This window comes from Parabacteroides chinchillae (genome assembly GCF_900108035.1).
Classification (GTDB): Bacteria; Bacteroidota; Bacteroidia; order Bacteroidales; family Tannerellaceae; genus Parabacteroides; species Parabacteroides chinchillae.
Genome location: NZ_FNVS01000015.1, coordinates 56750 through 73418 on the forward strand (window position 1 = coordinate 56750; position 16669 = coordinate 73418).

At 39.8% G+C, this 16669-nt stretch carries 15 protein-coding genes; all 15 read right to left on the reverse strand.

Going from position 1 to position 16669, the window contains the following annotated elements:
• Positions 1 to 172: 172 nt before the first annotated feature.
• A complete protein-coding gene (gene folE / locus C4S38_RS12175; RefSeq protein ID WP_103983938.1) occupies positions 173 to 769 on the reverse strand; it encodes a GTP cyclohydrolase I FolE in 597 nt (198 codons plus the stop codon).
• A gap of 22 nt (positions 770 to 791) precedes the next feature.
• A complete protein-coding gene (locus tag C4S38_RS12180) occupies positions 792 to 1292 on the reverse strand; it encodes a cell division protein (RefSeq protein WP_103983963.1) in 501 nt (166 codons plus the stop codon).
• A 58-nt stretch (positions 1293 to 1350) separates the two neighbouring features.
• Positions 1351 to 2106: a triose-phosphate isomerase gene (gene tpiA / locus C4S38_RS12185; RefSeq protein ID WP_103983939.1), complete on the reverse strand. Its 756-nt coding sequence runs from the start codon at positions 2104 to 2106 to the stop codon at positions 1351 to 1353.
• A 32-nt stretch (positions 2107 to 2138) separates the two neighbouring features.
• Positions 2139 to 3431, reverse strand: a complete 1293-nt coding sequence (locus C4S38_RS12190; protein WP_103983940.1) for a BT_3928 family protein — start codon at positions 3429 to 3431, stop codon at positions 2139 to 2141.
• A 2-nt stretch (positions 3432 to 3433) separates the two neighbouring features.
• Positions 3434 to 3979, reverse strand: coding sequence for a DUF1599 domain-containing protein (locus C4S38_RS12195; RefSeq protein WP_099464579.1), 546 nt, complete (start codon positions 3977 to 3979; stop codon positions 3434 to 3436).
• Positions 3980 to 4071: 92 nt separating this feature from the next.
• On the reverse strand, positions 4072 to 5307 hold the full coding sequence (locus C4S38_RS12200) for a peptidoglycan DD-metalloendopeptidase family protein (protein WP_103983941.1): 1236 nt from the start codon (positions 5305 to 5307) through the stop codon (positions 4072 to 4074).
• 206 nt (positions 5308 to 5513) lie between these two features.
• Positions 5514 to 7610: an ATP-dependent DNA helicase RecG gene (gene recG / locus C4S38_RS12205; RefSeq protein ID WP_103983942.1), complete on the reverse strand. Its 2097-nt coding sequence runs from the start codon at positions 7608 to 7610 to the stop codon at positions 5514 to 5516.
• A gap of 6 nt (positions 7611 to 7616) precedes the next feature.
• Positions 7617 to 8324: a 2-C-methyl-D-erythritol 4-phosphate cytidylyltransferase gene (locus tag C4S38_RS12210; protein ID WP_103983943.1), complete on the reverse strand. Its 708-nt coding sequence runs from the start codon at positions 8322 to 8324 to the stop codon at positions 7617 to 7619.
• On the reverse strand, positions 8321 to 8521 hold the full coding sequence (gene xseB / locus C4S38_RS12215; protein WP_099464583.1) for an exodeoxyribonuclease VII small subunit: 201 nt from the start codon (positions 8519 to 8521) through the stop codon (positions 8321 to 8323). The genes C4S38_RS12210 and xseB overlap by 4 nt, the downstream gene beginning before the upstream one ends.
• 1 nt (position 8522) lies before the next feature.
• Positions 8523 to 9863 carry an exodeoxyribonuclease VII large subunit gene (gene xseA, locus C4S38_RS12220; protein ID WP_103983944.1) on the reverse strand — a complete coding sequence of 447 codons (1341 nt, stop codon included), beginning with the start codon at positions 9861 to 9863 and terminating at the stop codon, positions 8523 to 8525.
• Positions 9844 to 11217, reverse strand: a complete 1374-nt coding sequence (locus tag C4S38_RS12225) for a S8 family peptidase (protein WP_103983945.1) — start codon at positions 11215 to 11217, stop codon at positions 9844 to 9846. The genes xseA and C4S38_RS12225 overlap by 20 nt, the downstream gene beginning before the upstream one ends.
• A 154-nt stretch (positions 11218 to 11371) precedes the next feature.
• Positions 11372 to 11839: an Lrp/AsnC family transcriptional regulator gene (locus tag C4S38_RS12230; protein WP_099464586.1), complete on the reverse strand. Its 468-nt coding sequence runs from the start codon at positions 11837 to 11839 to the stop codon at positions 11372 to 11374.
• A gap of 166 nt (positions 11840 to 12005) precedes the next feature.
• Positions 12006 to 12719 (reverse strand): FKBP-type peptidyl-prolyl cis-trans isomerase, encoded by a 714-nt coding sequence (locus C4S38_RS12235; RefSeq protein WP_103983964.1) that lies wholly within the window; start codon positions 12717 to 12719, stop codon positions 12006 to 12008.
• 17 nt (positions 12720 to 12736) lie between these two features.
• Positions 12737 to 13324 (reverse strand): FKBP-type peptidyl-prolyl cis-trans isomerase, encoded by a 588-nt coding sequence (locus C4S38_RS12240; RefSeq protein ID WP_099464587.1) that lies wholly within the window; start codon positions 13322 to 13324, stop codon positions 12737 to 12739.
• Between the two features lie 528 nt (positions 13325 to 13852).
• Entirely contained in the window at positions 13853 to 16558 is a 2706-nt protein-coding gene (locus tag C4S38_RS12245) for a S9 family peptidase (RefSeq protein WP_103983946.1), read from the reverse strand.
• Positions 16559 to 16669 lie beyond the last annotated feature (111 nt).

The following is a 16669-nucleotide window of genomic DNA, read 5'->3' on the forward strand; positions in this document are numbered from 1 at the left end:
CTATTTTCTTACTTACAAAGAAAAACAAAATAATTTCTACTTACCTGCTTTAAATAAGCAAAACGAAAAAAGAAGGTATAATAACGAAAAGAAAATAATATTGCAAGCATAAAAAAGCCCCGTGTACAAATATACGGAGCTATGCACTTAAAAATTAGAACTTATGACAATTTTAGCGGTTATGCTTAATAAGGTTCATAAATTCCTCACGGGTTTTAGCTTGTTGAAAAAAACCGGTAAAGTCGGAAGTCGTAGTCAAAGAGTTCTGTTTTTCTACACCACGCATCTGCATACACATGTGCTGTGCTTCAATAACAACCATTACCCCTAAAGGATCGAGTGTTTTCTGAATACAGTCTTTAATCTGCATCGTAAGGCGTTCCTGTATTTGTAGACGACGGGCAAAAATATCTACTACACGAGGTATCTTACTCAGGCCTGTAATATACTTTTTAGGAATATAAGCAATATGTGCTTTTCCAAAAAACGGAAGCATGTGATGTTCACAAAGAGAAAAGAAATCAATATCCTTAACGATAACCATTTGTTTATAGTCCTCTTCCTGAAACATTGCCGAACGAAGTACAGCTTCGGGATCCTCACTATAACCTTTAGTTAAAAACTGCATTGCTTTTGCTACGCGGAAAGGAGTTTTCAACAAGCCCTCACGCTTAGGGTCTTCTCCCAATAAACTAAGGATTGCGTTATAATGAACAGCTAATTCTCCCTGGACACGGGATTTTTCTTCTTCACTCTGTTTTAAAACCATCTCTTTTGTGTTATGCTTCGTATTAGTTCAACGGAATCTTAATTTCTTCTTTTACTATATACATCTCTTTTCCATATGAAGGAAATGCATCCATTAAAAGGCGCATCATGTGATAAGCTTCTTCATGTGAACGAAAATCCCCGACACGCAATTTCCAGAAAGGAGCATTATAAGTAACATAAGTAGGTACATCCGGAAACATTTCCTTAATTTCTTTCTCTTTACGGAATGCTTCATCTTTAGACTTTCTCTGGTTGTTACCGGAAAATACTTGTGTACGGAAACCTTGTATCTTCAGATAAGTTTCATTGTCTGTCTTCTCCACATTTGCTCCATGCATACGTGCACCAATCATGTTACGGATAGCGGAGGACTGATTTACTATTACCTGCCCTTTCCCATATCCGGATAATTGCAAATCATCGAATATAGTTGTAACAGGCCCGTCTAATGTCTGAGCAGAGATGCTTACTACACAAAACAGAAAAAATAAAAACGATATAATACAAGGAAATTTCTTCATCTGGACAAATGATATAGGGGCAACCTTCACCAGGCTGCCCTTATTTTATTTTGCTTAATTAAAATGCTTCGATAATAGGCATGAATTTATCAACAGCCAAAGAAGCGCCACCAATCAAACCGCCATCTACATTCGGTTTAGAGAACAATTCTTTTGCATTGCCTGCATTGCAACTACCACCATAAAGGATAGTGCAGTTGTCTGCAACTTCTTTACCATATTTAGCAGCCAACGTTGCACGGATATGAGCATGAATTTCTTCTGCCTGGTCAGACGTTGCAGTCTTACCTGTGCCAATAGCCCAAACCGGTTCGTAAGCCAAAACAATCTTGCCGAAGTCTTCAGCAGACAGATCAAACAAAGAACCTTTAATCTGAGCGTCTACCACTTCAAAATGTTTACCAGCTTCTCTTTCTTCCAATACTTCACCGATACAAAAAATAGGAGTCAAGCCATTAGCCAAAGCCAGATTTACTTTTGTCTTCAGGATTTCCGGAGTTTCGTGATAATAAGCACGTCTTTCAGAGTGGCCTAAAATAACATATTTTGCACCTGTAGAAGCCACCATAGCAGCAGAAACTTCGCCGGTATAAGCACCCGCAGCTTGGTCTGCGCAGTTTTCAGCAGCAACACCAATCTTATTTGTATCAATAACAGCTGCAACACTTGCCAAGTGAGTAAACGGAGTTCCGATAATTACATCGCAATTCGGAGTTTTGCCCTTCAATGCTTCGTTCAAACCTTTAGCCAATGCCAAACCTTCAGGAAGAGTAGTATTCATCTTCCAGTTTCCTGCAACAATATTCTTTCTCATAATTCTTATTATTTAATATATAATACAATAACTTATTTCTTTTCTGCCTCGTTTTTACCAGTTTTTTTCTTTCGGCGATTTCTCCCGAAATCATACATCCAAACGAGCAACAAAGGTACGGTAAAAGTTAATAGGTTGGTTAATAACAGACCATCTTCTTTAGCCACAGGCTCTTTTCCCAGCAGATAACCATCTATTACTTTTTTCAGATCTTCTTCTTGCGGAATATCGTTATAATGCCATTTTGCCAATACTGTACCTCCCTTTAGAAGCACTAAACCAGGATTAGAACGGATAATTGTTTTCAGCAATACTTCATCTGCCATGAGGAAGGGATATTCAGCTCCAGTATTATCACTCCATTCAGCTATAGCTGCCGGTGCAGAACCTGTCACACAGTAAAACGGAATATTGTTTTCCAAAGCATAATCGTAAAGATTATTTATTTCATCAATCCGTTCATCGCTCGCATGTTCCAGTTTAGGAGCTACCAACAGCAGCACTCCATCCTGATTATCCAATATTAGGTCTGTAACATCTTCGTCTTTGTCATTATAAATATTGAACGCTGCAACCGGAGGTATATATCCTTGCTTTATCAATTCTGTTTTTGAATCGACAAAAGTCCAGGTACTGTCATCTGCAGGAACATCATTTAATGAAAATTCCTGTTTTACACCATCTTTCTCATAAATGAATGAATAGCGATATTCGTCCTCCGGCGCACCTTCCGGTATAGACATCAAAGCCGGAATATTCGCTCCTACCTTATATGGACGAAAGTCCAAGATCGGAAGATGATTATAGTTATAATAGGCAAAACATACATTAAAAGCATAAGCAAACAAAGCTATAAACCAATATACTTTGTATGTATAACATTGCAATAATTTCTGATTATAAATAAATACAATTATCGCAGCAGCCAGAAGAAGAATATTTTTATAAAATGTCTGCCAGTTAGTTATAACCAACGCATCACCAAAACATCCGCAATCGGAAACCGGATCATAAAGTGCCAAATACAACGTCAACGGCGTCATAAACAGCATAAATACAAGCGTAAGGAAAGATGCATATCTGCGATATACCCCCAACAAAACACATACTCCCAAAGTAAACTCTGCAGCAGACAGATTAAAGGAGATTAATACGGAAAAAGATTGTAACTTGTCAAGCCCGAAAGAAGCAAGATATTCACCAATCTTGATAGCTCCTCCCATCGGGTCTACTGCCTTTACTGTTCCGGAAAAAATAAATACAAGTCCTATCAGTAAACGACAGCTCTCTGCAATGATTTTCAGTACTGTCTCTTTTCCTTTCATTGTTATTCCTCGCCGAATTCCAATTTAATCAAGCCAAACAAAGCATAATTCACCATATCCATATAATTGGCATCTACACCTTCAGACACTAATGTCTTGCCATCATGACTCTCTATCTGCTTTGTTCTGTAAATCTTCATAAGAATCAAATCTGTATAGGAACTGATACGCATACTACGCCATGCTTCATCATAATCATGATTTTTGGCATACATTAATTCTTTGGTTGCTGTGATGTATTTATCATATAACGCCAATGCCTCATCATTAGTTATATCCGTCGTATCAGAAAACCCCAGCCCCAACTGGATTAATCCAATTACACCGTAATTGACGATAGCTATAAACTCAGGACGAATACCTTCGTCAATCATGCTCACCCCTTTGGTTTCAAGACTTCGAATACGGTTTGCTTTAATAAATATCTGATCGGTAACCGACTGAGGGCGCATAATACGCCATGACGGACCATAGTCTTTCAACTTTTTCTCAAATAATTCCCGACATAGGAATATAACTTTATCGAACTGTTCCTTCGTTTCTGGCATAACCTATATAAATTATACGACAAAGATAGGGATAAAAAAGGCACGGGAATCAACTCGTGCCTTTTTTCATTATAAACCTGTTTAAATTTCTATTATGAACAACGGATAGAACGTCCCAGTCTCAAAACAGTAGTTTTAGAAATGCCATTCAACTGGCATAATTTGGAAACCGTTGTTCCGTATTTAGTTGCAATTGCACCCAATGTATCTCCCGATTTAATACGATGATAAACCGGAGTCTGCCCCGGTTTACTATTTGAAGTATTATCCTGAAGTGAGGCTACAGCAGCTGTAGTTGCCTCGACCTTTGTCTTTGATGCCTTTTGCACAGACGAGGCTCCCTGTTTGGAGCGAGTCTTTGACACACTTCTCTGGCCGTTTGCACTACAACGAATTGACTGACCTAAACGAAGTATCGATGTGCTTTTCAACCCATTCAAACGGCAAAGTTCATTAACTGTTGTTCCGTATAAACGGGCTATTTTACCCAATGTATCACCCGATTTCACGCGGTGATAGACCAATTGATTATCGGATGAAGTATAAATATTACTCTTACGTCCGTTTATTTTCACATTATGAAATACATAAGTATCCTGGTGAGGAACTCCATTTTCGAAATCTATAATTTCTGAAGGATTTATTGCCTGTCCCAGGAAACGGGTTTCAAAGTGAAGATGAGAGCCTGTAGAACGTCCGGTATTACCTCCTAAAGCAATCGGATCTCCCGCACGTACTATATTGTTTATTTTAACTAATATCTTAGAAAGATGACCATAAATTGTCTCCAAACCATTCGGATGACGAATTACCACGTAATTGCCATATCCACGGCGTTCAAAATTACAAATACGGATTTTACCATCAAAAGCTGCGCGAATCGTATCTCCAATCTGCACCTTCAAATCAATTCCTTTATGCATACGCCGACGACGCGGGCCATATTTAGAGGTGATACGAGTCATCGAATCAATCGGCATTGTAAAAGAAGCACAATTTATCGCACATGAATCAGGAAATTCCACTTTGCCTTCACGAAAAGGGTTTACCCAACGGGTATCCCAGTTAGAGCCATATAATTCGTCTGCAGGAAATAACAATTCTTCCTCTTCTAATTCGGCTTGCTCTTCTAATTCGGCCAATGCTTTAAGAGTAATATCTTTTTTAAAGCCGACACGGTCTGCCATTAGTTCGGAAACACGTTCATCCATTAATTTAGTATGTGAAGTTATCTTCGGGGATGTTCCTTTTTTATCTCTATTCTGGGCACTCCCTGCCGACACAAATACAACGGAACAACATATTATAAGTAATGCTTTTATACTCATTTTATTAATTTATTCTTCTTAGATCATGAAAAACAAAGACTTTCAGCCCATCAGCCCAAAAGTCAGTTTGCCAAAGTTCGTGAAATTAAGTAAACCCTCAAAAAGAATTATAGAAAAATTTCCACAATGAGAATAAACAAAAATAAATCAAACACAAAAACCATTTGATATACAAGTGATTATATCACAATATGTTTTACAACATATTAACTTATCATTCCCCAGTTCACCTTTCTGGAAAATAACGTTTTTAACCGTTCGTTCAATATCCTATGAGTATCGGACAGCAACTCCGGGTCTTCGTTCAAAATATCTTGTGCCACTTCACGTGCAAACTGAAGAATTTGACCATCGGCAGCCAAATCGGCAATTTTAAGATAAATGCCTTCTCCGCTCTGGCGGGTTCCTTCCAAATCACCATGTCCGCGAAGTCGCAAATCGGCTTCGGCTATTTCAAATCCATTATTACTATTTACCATAATCTCCAGACGTTTGCGGGTCTCATTACTCAACTTATAAGAAGAGACTAAAATACAATACGACTGGTCTGCTCCACGTCCTACCCGTCCACGCAACTGATGCAGTTGGGACAGGCCAAAGCGTTCAGCGCTTTCTATTACCATAACCGAAGCATTCGGTACATTTACTCCTACTTCAATAACTGTTGTTGCCATCAGGATATGGGCTTCGCCGGATATAAATTTCTGCATTTCACGTTCTTTATCCGCAGCCTTCATACGTCCGTGCACCATACAAACTTTATACTCGGGAAACATCTCCTTAAACAGTTTAAAACCGTCTTCCAGATTTTTATAATCCAGCTTTTCATTTCCTTCGATTAACGGATATACTACATAAACCTGGCGTCCCAAATTGATTTCTTTCCGTAAGAAGTCATACAATTGAGCCTTCTTATTATCGTAACGGTGAACTGTCTGTATCGGTTTTCGTCCCGGAGGCAGTTCATCTATTACCGACACATCCAAATCGCCATACAACGTCATGGCCAACGTACGCGGAATAGGCGTAGCTGTCATAACCAAGACATGCGGCACTATTGCATTCTTTGTCCATAAACGTGAACGCTGTTCCACTCCGAAACGATGTTGTTCATCTATAATAGCCAGTCCTAAAGAAGAAAAAACAACAGTTTCTTCTATCAACGCATGAGTACCAACAACTATCTGGATTTCACCATTAGCAATGGCAGGCAATATCTTATTTCTTTCTCTTTTCGGAGTAGAACCGGTTAGCAAAGCAACCTTAATATCCATATCTTTCAGAAACCCCATCACCGTTGCATAATGCTGTGTCGCAAGAATTTCGGTAGGAGCCATCATACATGCCTGGCAATGATTGTCTACAGCCAGCAACATAGCAAGCAAACCAACCAATGTTTTTCCACTACCCACATCACCTTGGAGCAAACGATTCATCTGCCGTCCGCTCCCCATATCCGAACGGATTTCACGCACCACACGTTTCTGAGCCCCTGTCAACTCAAAAGGGAGATACTCTTTGTAAAAGGTATTGAAGAAGTGCCCTACCGTAGGAAAAATAATTCCTTTAAGTTTAAGTTTTCTCACGTTTGCCGTACGAAGGATATTCAATTGAATAAAAAACAGTTCGTCGAACTTCAAACGTAACTGTGCATTTTTGAGTTTCTCCGCCGATTCGGGAAAGTGAATATTACGCATTGCTTCGGTAAGTGAAACCATACGGATACGCTGTAACACATCGGGCGAAAGCGTTTCCGGAACTTCCCAATTCAGCCAGCTTAATAAAGTATACTGCAAGTTTTGTATCGACCGAGAATTCAGAAAAGATTTCTTCATCTTTTCCGTTGTATTATAAAAAGGCGTCAAACCGCCTGAAACCTGATCTGCCTGATCTACCGGGTCAATATCGGGATGCGGGATGCTATAAATATGCCCAAATTCGGCAGGCCTGCCAAACACGATATAATCCAATCCCGGCTTGATTTTATCGGTCACATAATTCAACCCTTTAAACCAGACAAGATCAATCGTACCTGTACCATCCGTAAACTTACCCACCAAACGTTTACTTCGTCCCTCTCCAAAAGTATCAAAATAAAGGATGCGCCCTTTTAGTTGAATGTAAGGCATATTCCCATTGATCTCGGCTATTTTGTAAAAGCGGCTGCGGTCTATGTATTTGTAAGGAAAATAAAACAACAAGTCTTCATAAGAAGAAATATCAGCTTCCTTCTGCAAAATTTCCGCCTTTTTAGGTCCTACACCCTGCAGATACGTTATAGACCGTTTATCAAGATCAAGCATTTCACTTTATAAATTACACCTGTCTGCAAAAATAGCATTTGCAACCAACAGATCAAAAGGTGTCGTTATCTTTATATTCTCACGGTTACCTTCCACTGTATGCACAACTTCCCCTATCGCTTCAACAACCGAAGCATCATCTGTAAACAAAGGTGAATACGGCTGTTTATAAGCCTTCAATAATAAACAGGAAGAAAATACCTGAGGCGTTTGTACGGTAATATATCGACTACGGTCTACCGGATGGCTGCCTTCGCCATCCAATTCACGTAAAGATTCAATCATCGGCATTACCGGGATAGCATTACCGCATTGTTGCGCTTTTTCAAAGCAAGCCGTTATCACTTCTTTGGAAACAAACGGACGTACTCCATCGTGCACACCAACGAAAACATTTTCGTTCCTCCCGAAAGAAACTCCAAACCGTTCCGAAAGAAATTCCAAACCGTTCCGAACGGAATGAAAACGAGTCTCTCCTCCGTTAACAACCTCATGGGGCACACCACATCCTATTTCTTTACACAACATCTTCCAATAAGACTGATGTTCTTCCGGTAAAACCAATATAAGGCGGGCAGCCTCATCCCATCGGTGAAAAGTCTCCAACGTATGCATCAATACAGGTTTTCCGTTCATTGGTATGAATTGTTTGGGTAAATCGCCTCCCATACGAAGCCCTTTACCTCCGGCAACTATCAATACAGACTTCTTCATACATCCAATTCTTCCAGTATTTTTTTCACTTCCCCGTCTGCTTTATATAATTTTTCCTTACAAAGTTTGATCAGGCGGGTTGCCTCTTTCACCTTCTCCGAAAGAATGTCAACATCCAAATCGCCATTTTCAATATCAGCTACAATCTCACGAAGTTTCTCTACTGCTTCGTTATATGTTTCTTTCTTCTCTGCCATATCATTTTATTTTATTTACCGTACTATATACACTACCATCGGCAAACCGGGTTATCAATTCATCACCAGGTTGCAAGTCTGCAGCGTGCTTTATAATTTTTCCGTTCTTCAAAGATAAGCTATATCCACGTTTCAAAATATATTCCGGCGAAGCCATTTTTATAAATTGTTCTGTAAGCTGTATAAAACGTTCGCCTTCTTTCAATTTAAAAACCGCCAAGTTTCCCAATCGTAGCCGGGCAGCATTCAGCAAAGAATTGCGTAGCTTTAAAAGAGAAGATGCTGCAGTTGGCAATTTGCTTCCTAATGCCTGCAATGTAGCCCGGTTTCGTTCGATCTTATTTACCACTATTGCCGGCAACCGGTTTCCTACCAATTGGAGATAGTTCTTTCGTTTTTGAAGAACATCAACAGCCGATGCACAAATATCTTGCTGCAAAGCATTTAATTCGTCTGCAGCTGCGTCCATTCGTCCAATAAGAAACTCAGCCACAGCCGTAGGTGTTTTCATTCGGGTATGAGCTACCATATCAACAATCGTATCATCCCGCTCATGGCCAATTCCTGTAATAACAGGCAACGGGAACTGGGCACAATTAGCAGCCAGCAAATAAGAATCGAAACTATTCAAATCCGATGTTGCACCACCACCCCGGATGATAACCACGACATCAAAACTATCTGCATAATGATAAATCTTATCCAATGCTGAAATGACGGAAGCCTCCGTTTTTTCACCTTGCATCAAAGCCGGAAAAAGTTTTACATAAAAAGGATAGCCTGCTTTGTTCAAAGATAACTGATTCAGAAAATCTTCATATCCGGCGGCCGTAGCAGAGGTAACCACCGCAATTCGTTGTGGCAATGCAGGAAAAGGAAGTTCTTTATTTAATGTCAATACTCCTTCTTCCTGTAACTGACGAATTATCTCCATCCGCTTACGCACCATATCACCCAAAGTGTAAGCGGGATCAATATCTATAACAGTCAGGCTAAAACCATACAATTCATGAAACTCAACAATAACTTTTACCAGTACCTTTATTCCGGAAGCAAACAACTGCCCGGTTTCCATTTCAAAATAAGGTTTCACCATACGGAACGTTTTCGCCCATATCGTTCCTCTGGCACGAGCTACAATTTGTCCTGTTATTGTATTTTTTTCGATAAATTCCAAATAACAATGTCCGGAAGACATATTTGTACGCACATCACTCATTTCGGCACGTACCCAATAAGTATCGGAAAAAGATTCATAGACCGTTTTCTTTACCCGGGTTGTTAATTCCAAGAGTGAAAACGCTTCTTTTTCAATCTCTATGCTATTCTGTTCTTGCGACATATTTACTCTTGTTTTTATACGCTTTGAACACATCCGGAATACCATATCCCAACTCCGCATCCGGCTGGTTGTATTGGCTGGATGATCGTTGCAATAACTCTATCATTTCCTTATTGCTCAATTCCGGGAATGCCTGCCATAAACAAACTCCCAAACCGGCAAGGATAGGAGTTGAAAAAGATGTCCCGTTTGCGTAATGTATATTACCCGAAGAATCTATTACACAACAACCACTACCCAAAGCAACAACATCGGGTTTTACCCTGTAATCCGCCGTAAGCCCAACGGAACTAAACACACTCTTTTTCTTCTTCTCTGTTATTGCTCCTACGGTTACGACATCAGAAGCATCCGAAGGGAAAGTTATTTTCTCCCAATAACCATTTCCTTCGTTGCCGGCGCTGCAAAACACCAAAATTCCTTTTTCAGAAGCCTTATGCGCAGCACGGCTGATAAGTGCAGTCTTTCCATCCAAAGCCGACTGACTGTAAATCAACTCACCCGCATCATACGTAAAATACCCTAAAGAAGAAGTAATGACATCAACCCCAACGCTATCGGCAAACTCAACAGAAGCAGCCCAATAATCTTCTTCTATCGGATATTCAGACCGGCTATCTTCACTTTTTATCAGCCAATAAGATGCTTCGGGAGCTGTCCCCACCATTAAACCCGGGACATTTGAAGCCAAACAAGACAATACCTTAGTCCCATGGTCGTCATCATCAAAAACACTTTCTCCGGGAAAAACAAAATTCTGTGTACCCAGTAGCTTCAATGAGCTAAATATACTTATACGGTCTACATTCATGAATCCGGCATCAATCACGGCAATTTGCATACCTTCACCCTTATACCCGGCATTATGTAATTTTACACCGTTCAACATTTTAATCTGATCTTCTGCATAACCATAAAACGTTTCTAAAGGTTCGTCGGAGGGTACAAATAAAGACGTATCATCACGGGCTACGACCTTTGTTTCCCAATCTCCTTTCCAGACCCATTTCACAGAATCCACAAAAGAAAGCCGTTTTAACTGTTCGGAGGCCAGGCTATCAGCACATGCCACAACTACTGTCGAGAACCATTTGCTCTGTACGATTGGTTTTCCTCCACAATCAGCCAATGAATCCAAATAGGCACGGGCAATAGGCAAATCAGAAACTGAGATTTGTTTTCCTTGTTTTGCCCGGCGTTCTATTGCACGTTCGGAGAGATAGGCATCCGGTTTATCAACCGTATAACCGGAATTCCCTTTATCTTTCAGATAGACACGAAAACAGTAACTTTCACCGGCGCAAAGCCATAAAGACAGGCAACTAAACAATAATACTGCTATATATTTACTCATATGATATTTATCTACACAATACACACGGGTTACAAAGGTACGAATAATGCATAAAATATACTATAACACACAAACATACTAAAACAAACAACCCTTCATAGTTCTTGTCAGACAAGCCATGAAGGGTTTATTTATTTCAGTATATATCTATTATTTACTCGCTGATATTGCAGATCGGTATTTCCCGTTTTACACTCTGACGCAAGGATATTAATGTTTCAGTTGCCGTAACTCCCGGGATTTCCTGAATTTTAGAATTCAAAAGCTCCATCAAATGCTCGTTGTCACGCGCATACAATTTAATAAGCATTGTATACGGCCCCGTAGTAAAATGACATTCCACTACTTCCGGAATTTTCTCAAACTCCGGAACCACATCTTTATACATGGATCCGCGTTCCAGCTTAACACCAATATAAGTACAGGTATTATAACCCAAAATTTTCGGATTGATATGATATCCCGACCCAACGATCACATTCATATCAATCATGCGCTGTACCCGTTGATGAATGGCTGCACGTGAGACACCACATTCTTCGGCAACATCCTTAAAAGGAATCCTGGCATTTTTTGAAATAATGTTCAATATCTGCCGATCCAGTTTGTCAATCTTCTCCATTTTTCAATTTGCTTTATAATGCACTATAGTTTAATGTATCAAAAGTATATAATTAATTTGAATCAAATGTCATTCTGAAAGAAAAAAGTGCTAAATAAATAATAAAGGCGGGCAAATAATGCTTTTTAGCATATTTTGCCCGCCCGTTAACTAAACAAAGGAAATATTATTTCTTGTCGTCGTCTTTTACAATTTCCAGCAATTCCACTTCAAACTTCAATGTACTGTTCGGTTTGATATCCTGGCCTGCGCCGCGTTCGCCATAAGCTAATTCTGCAGGAATCCAGAAAATGTATTTAGAACCTACAGGCATCAACTTAAGACCTTCTGTCCAACCTTTGATAACATTACCTACACCAATTGTCAATGGTTCGCCGCGATCAAGTGAGCTGTCAAATTTAGTACCATCCAACAAAGTACCGGTATAATGAACTTTTACTTTATCATCATCAGTAGGTTTTGCACCTGTACCTTCTTTTTCCACTTTATATTGAAGACCGCTCGGAGTTGTAATAACACCGTCTTTTGTCTTATTTTCAGCAAGGAATTTATCACCTTCTTCTTTTGTTTTACTTGCTTCACGAGCTTGAGCTTCTACAAAATAAGTCTGCAAATAATTCTGTGCTTCTTGCATAGACATCTTTGTAGAATCACCTTTAATAGCCTGAACAAAACCTGCAATCAATGCATCGATGTTAGCTTCGCCACCAGGCAAAGTTTTCAGGTTTTCCTTATAGTTCAAACCGGTGCTTACACCGATTGCATAACTTGCACTGTCAGCGGCAGTTTTTAAATTTGCCGTAGGATGCGAATTGCAAGAAGAGACAGAGATACCTAATGCCACGATAGCTGTAGTAGCTAATACACCAAACTTTTTCATTTTCTTTTTGTATTTAATCATTTTACTATATCCAATAATTCAACATCAAACACGAGCGTACTGTTCGGTTCGATTGCTTCTCCGGCACCATGTTCGCCATAAGCCAAGTCGGAAGGGATAAACAATCTCCATTTAGAACCGACTTCCATTAACTGTAATGCCTCAACCCATCCCGGAATAACTTGCGATACACCAAACACTGCGGGTTCGCCTCTTTGCACTGAACTATCAAAAACAGTCCCATTTATCAAAGTTCCGTGATAATGACATTTTACTTTATCTGATGCTGTAGGCTTTGCACCGGTTCCTTTCTTCAGTACCTCATATTGCAGTCCGCTAGGCAATACATTTACGCCTGCTTTATGCTTATTGATATTCAAAAATTCTTCTCCTGCTTTTTTATTAATCTCCAACTTTTCCTGTTGAAGTTTTACAAAATAATCATTGATTATCTGTTTTGCCTCATCATAGCTTATAACAGGTTTGGTTTCAGACAATACGTCTTTCAATCCTTGCATGAAATCTTCAACCTGAAGATTATTGATTCCAGAGTTCTGGAAATTATTGCCGATACTTAAACCAAGGGCATAACTTACTTTATCCATTTTTTTCTTGTTCAACTAATTATGAGGTACAAAAGTAATGCTTTTAACCGGACAATCACCAAAAGGAAATACTTTTTTATTACTTTTGCATCAATTATGAATGAACGGCAAACCGAATTAACAAGATTTTCATGGCTCTTTGATCAATTTAAGGAGCCTTTTATTTTGTTTGCCAATTCATGCGCCCGTGATATGGCCGCTACAGAAGGAACAGTATTGATCCCGATCTTTTCTAAAAATCATCGGGATGATTTTACAAAATGATCCCGATGATATAAAAATATCACTATTCACTCCTCAAAGCAATCTTGTTTGGTACGGATAAAGCCTCACCCAAATCACCATATAACGTTTCGTAAGGAAAGAAATGAAGCATAAAAAGGATGTATCTCTAACAAGCTGAACATAAGCAGTTAAAATCCTGTCCAGGTTTCATACTATCAAACAAAGAAGGTTCATCCAACAACATATCATACATCTGTCGGATGAACCTGAAATCTTACACTCCAAAAGGGCAACCCCTAAAAGCTAATATCCTAATTCAAAAGGCTGCTCCGTTGCCTGTACACCTTCCGACATCCATTTAGGCATCGGGCTCTTCTTCAAATAATGATCGAAGAACTGGAACATGCGCTTCTGAAAGTCTACACGATCTGCCATTGGTTCCGGCCAATGAGGACTTCCCGGATAGTTAAGCAACCAAGCCGGTTTATGTAAACGTTTCAAAGCAATAAAATATTCTATTCCCTGATACCAGGGCACATGTCCATCTGCATCATTATGCATGATAAGGATTGGCGTTTGCACCTTATTCATATGGAAAAGGGGTGAATTTTCAAGATATCGCAATGGTGCACTCCAGGGAGTTCCACCAATACGGCTCTGCGTATGCTCATACTGGAATGAACGGTTCAAACCTGATCCCCAACGAATACCGCCATACGCGCTAAACATATTTACGACAGGTGCTCCAGACTCGATAGCTGCAAACAGATTGGTGCGTGTTGCCAGATAAGCCACCTGATAACCGCCCCAGCTATGGCCTTGTGCAGCAATCGCTTTTTCATCAATATAGCCTTTAGAAATCATCATGGTTACACCCGGCATAACACAATTATAACAACTCTGTCCGGGGTAGCCGTCTACATAACGTACATCCGGATTAAAAATAATATATTCATGACTGTTGTATAAATGATAATCCACAGTAGAGCGTCCGGGTTCAGGCATGTGGTAGCTATAATATGTGTCGGCGTTCCGTTCGTAGAAATTGACAATCATCGGATATTTCTTCTTCGGATCAAAATTGGCCGGCTTATACACCACGCCCTCCAACGGACGACCATCCAAAGAAATCCAGGAAACCATTTCTGTTGTTCCCCAAAGGAAGTCTTCCTGCTGCCAGTTACCATGAGTCAACTGAATGGATTGTTTAAAATTCAGATCAGAAAGACGAATATCCGGATATTGTTCAAACGTCTCAGATGTATAAATAACGGCATCCGTATTCTTGGCCTTTAAAGGAACACTCAGCATGAAGTTGCCTGCAAGCAATGTTTTAGGAGCTCCCGGAGAAGACAACTTTGCCTGATAATAACCATACCCTTTCGTTGTCCGGTTGAAGCCTATTAATAGCTGAGGTTCGTTCAGGTTAATAGCACGTGTTTCCTTATCCAGGCGTATCCAATTATAAGATATATCTTTCTTTCTTCCGTCCACTGTAAGGTTCACTGGCGCAGCCTCTCCTATCGGATCAAAACGCCAAAGATCATAACGGTCATATACCAGTAAATATTTGTCATCCGTTGTCCATCCCGCCGAGCCATAAGAACTGGGATAATCAGGAACGTCATTTTCTTCGTCCCAGGCAGGAAAAGTTTGCGGAGTAGAAAGACGATACTTCGTGCCGCTTGCCAAAGCAACAGTATACCAACTGCTATCCGTTTCAGCATACCAATAAGCATATTTGCCTGCCGGAGAAATATCCAAATCACCGTAATCGGCCGTTAGCAACGGTTTTCTCTCTCCATTATCCAACGACACGGTATAATAATCACTGCGAGTACGTCCTTCCCACATAGAAGAAAGAGAATAAGGACGCGAAGTAGAGAGCAAAGCAACAGATGAATTACCTTCATCACCTAACTTAATATCAGGTAATTCCTTATCGGCCAGTTGAAACAGAGAGCCATCACTTAAATTATAGACTGCACGATAACTTCGTTTCAGTTCCTTTTCCTTATTATAATTTTGTACAGTATACTGAACTGGTTCATTCCAGCTCCATACCTGTACTTCCGGACGATTGGCGGCCAGAATAGTCGTATCTTTTTGCTTCGGCTCAGGTGAAGTACCAAAGAAAAGACGGGCTGCATTCTTTGAGAACTGCAACTCTCCATTTTCATTCACTACCCAACCGGTTGGGAAAGCTTTATTGCCCCGTCCGGCCAGTAATTTAGCCGGCACATTATTCTCGGACAACCATAAATCGAGTGCTTTATATACCGAATCTTTATCAGCACAATAAAGAAAAGCTATACGGTTACCTTGTTCATCGAAAGTTGTCTGTTTAAACACACCTTTTCCCTCCTTGATCAAGACAGGTGTTCCCTTATCCGGATTCAATGTAAATAAACCAGGCTGCAACTCTTTATCTTCAATAGAAATGTAGAAGAGCATAGCACTTTTTTTCGCAAACTTATATTCTGTTACAGACGGAAATTGAAATGTTTTGCTTCCATCCAGGGAACGGATATACAATGTAGAATCTTTCCGGCCACGTTGATAAGCTATCCAATCGGCAGATTCCGCTAATTTGTAGTTTTTCAGAGAGTCAATCGTCTCCTGTTTCCCGGATAAATGATAAATAATCAATTTATCCATAGGCATATCATCTTCCTTCGTCTTTTTCAACTTTAAAGAGTCTGTTTCCTTCACCGTTGGTTTACTTACAGCAAGTAAGTAACGGGAAGAAGAAGAAAAAACAGCTTTATCAGCCGGGCAAAAAGAAGCTACCTCTTTTCCTTTTACATCATATAACTTAACGGTAGCATCCCCAACCCAAGGCTCCATTTGACAAGTTACCCATTTTCCATCATTGGAAATACTTTTAGAAGAAATACGGTTCCATTCAACCAGATTTTCGAAAGTCATGGCTTTGCCTGCCTCTTGTGCAACAGCAGGATAAGTAATACCCAAACAGGCAAGCCACAGCAGTTTTTTCAGATATTTCATATACGCGGCATTTATATTATTAATGTAAATGCAATATTACGCGTTTTTCTCTTATTTAGCTAATTCTTCCCCTAGCATTTGATTTGTTTCATTACTCTACAAAACTGAAGC

Coding starts and splice junctions, on each gene's coding strand:
- folE (WP_103983938.1), bottom strand. CDS start 769: ATGGTTTTAAAACAGAGTGAAGAAGAAAAATCCCGTGTCCAGGGAGAA.
- C4S38_RS12180 (WP_103983963.1), bottom strand. CDS start 1,292: ATGAAGAAATTTCCTTGTATTATATCGTTTTTATTTTTTCTGTTTTGT.
- tpiA (WP_103983939.1), bottom strand. CDS start 2,106: ATGAGAAAGAATATTGTTGCAGGAAACTGGAAGATGAATACTACTCTT.
- C4S38_RS12190 (WP_103983940.1), bottom strand. CDS start 3,431: ATGAAAGGAAAAGAGACAGTACTGAAAATCATTGCAGAGAGCTGTCGT.
- C4S38_RS12195 (WP_099464579.1), bottom strand. CDS start 3,979: ATGCCAGAAACGAAGGAACAGTTCGATAAAGTTATATTCCTATGTCGG.
- C4S38_RS12200 (WP_103983941.1), bottom strand. CDS start 5,307: ATGAGTATAAAAGCATTACTTATAATATGTTGTTCCGTTGTATTTGTG.
- recG (WP_103983942.1), bottom strand. CDS start 7,610: ATGCTTGATCTTGATAAACGGTCTATAACGTATCTGCAGGGTGTAGGA.
- C4S38_RS12210 (WP_103983943.1), bottom strand. CDS start 8,324: ATGAAGAAGTCTGTATTGATAGTTGCCGGAGGTAAAGGGCTTCGTATG.
- xseB (WP_099464583.1), bottom strand. CDS start 8,521: ATGGCAGAGAAGAAAGAAACATATAACGAAGCAGTAGAGAAACTTCGT.
- xseA (WP_103983944.1), bottom strand. CDS start 9,863: ATGTCGCAAGAACAGAATAGCATAGAGATTGAAAAAGAAGCGTTTTCA.
- C4S38_RS12225 (WP_103983945.1), bottom strand. CDS start 11,217: ATGAGTAAATATATAGCAGTATTATTGTTTAGTTGCCTGTCTTTATGG.
- C4S38_RS12230 (WP_099464586.1), bottom strand. CDS start 11,839: ATGGAGAAGATTGACAAACTGGATCGGCAGATATTGAACATTATTTCA.
- C4S38_RS12235 (WP_103983964.1), bottom strand. CDS start 12,719: ATGAAAAAGTTTGGTGTATTAGCTACTACAGCTATCGTGGCATTAGGT.
- C4S38_RS12240 (WP_099464587.1), bottom strand. CDS start 13,324: ATGGATAAAGTAAGTTATGCCCTTGGTTTAAGTATCGGCAATAATTTC.
- C4S38_RS12245 (WP_103983946.1), bottom strand. CDS start 16,558: ATGAAATATCTGAAAAAACTGCTGTGGCTTGCCTGTTTGGGTATTACT.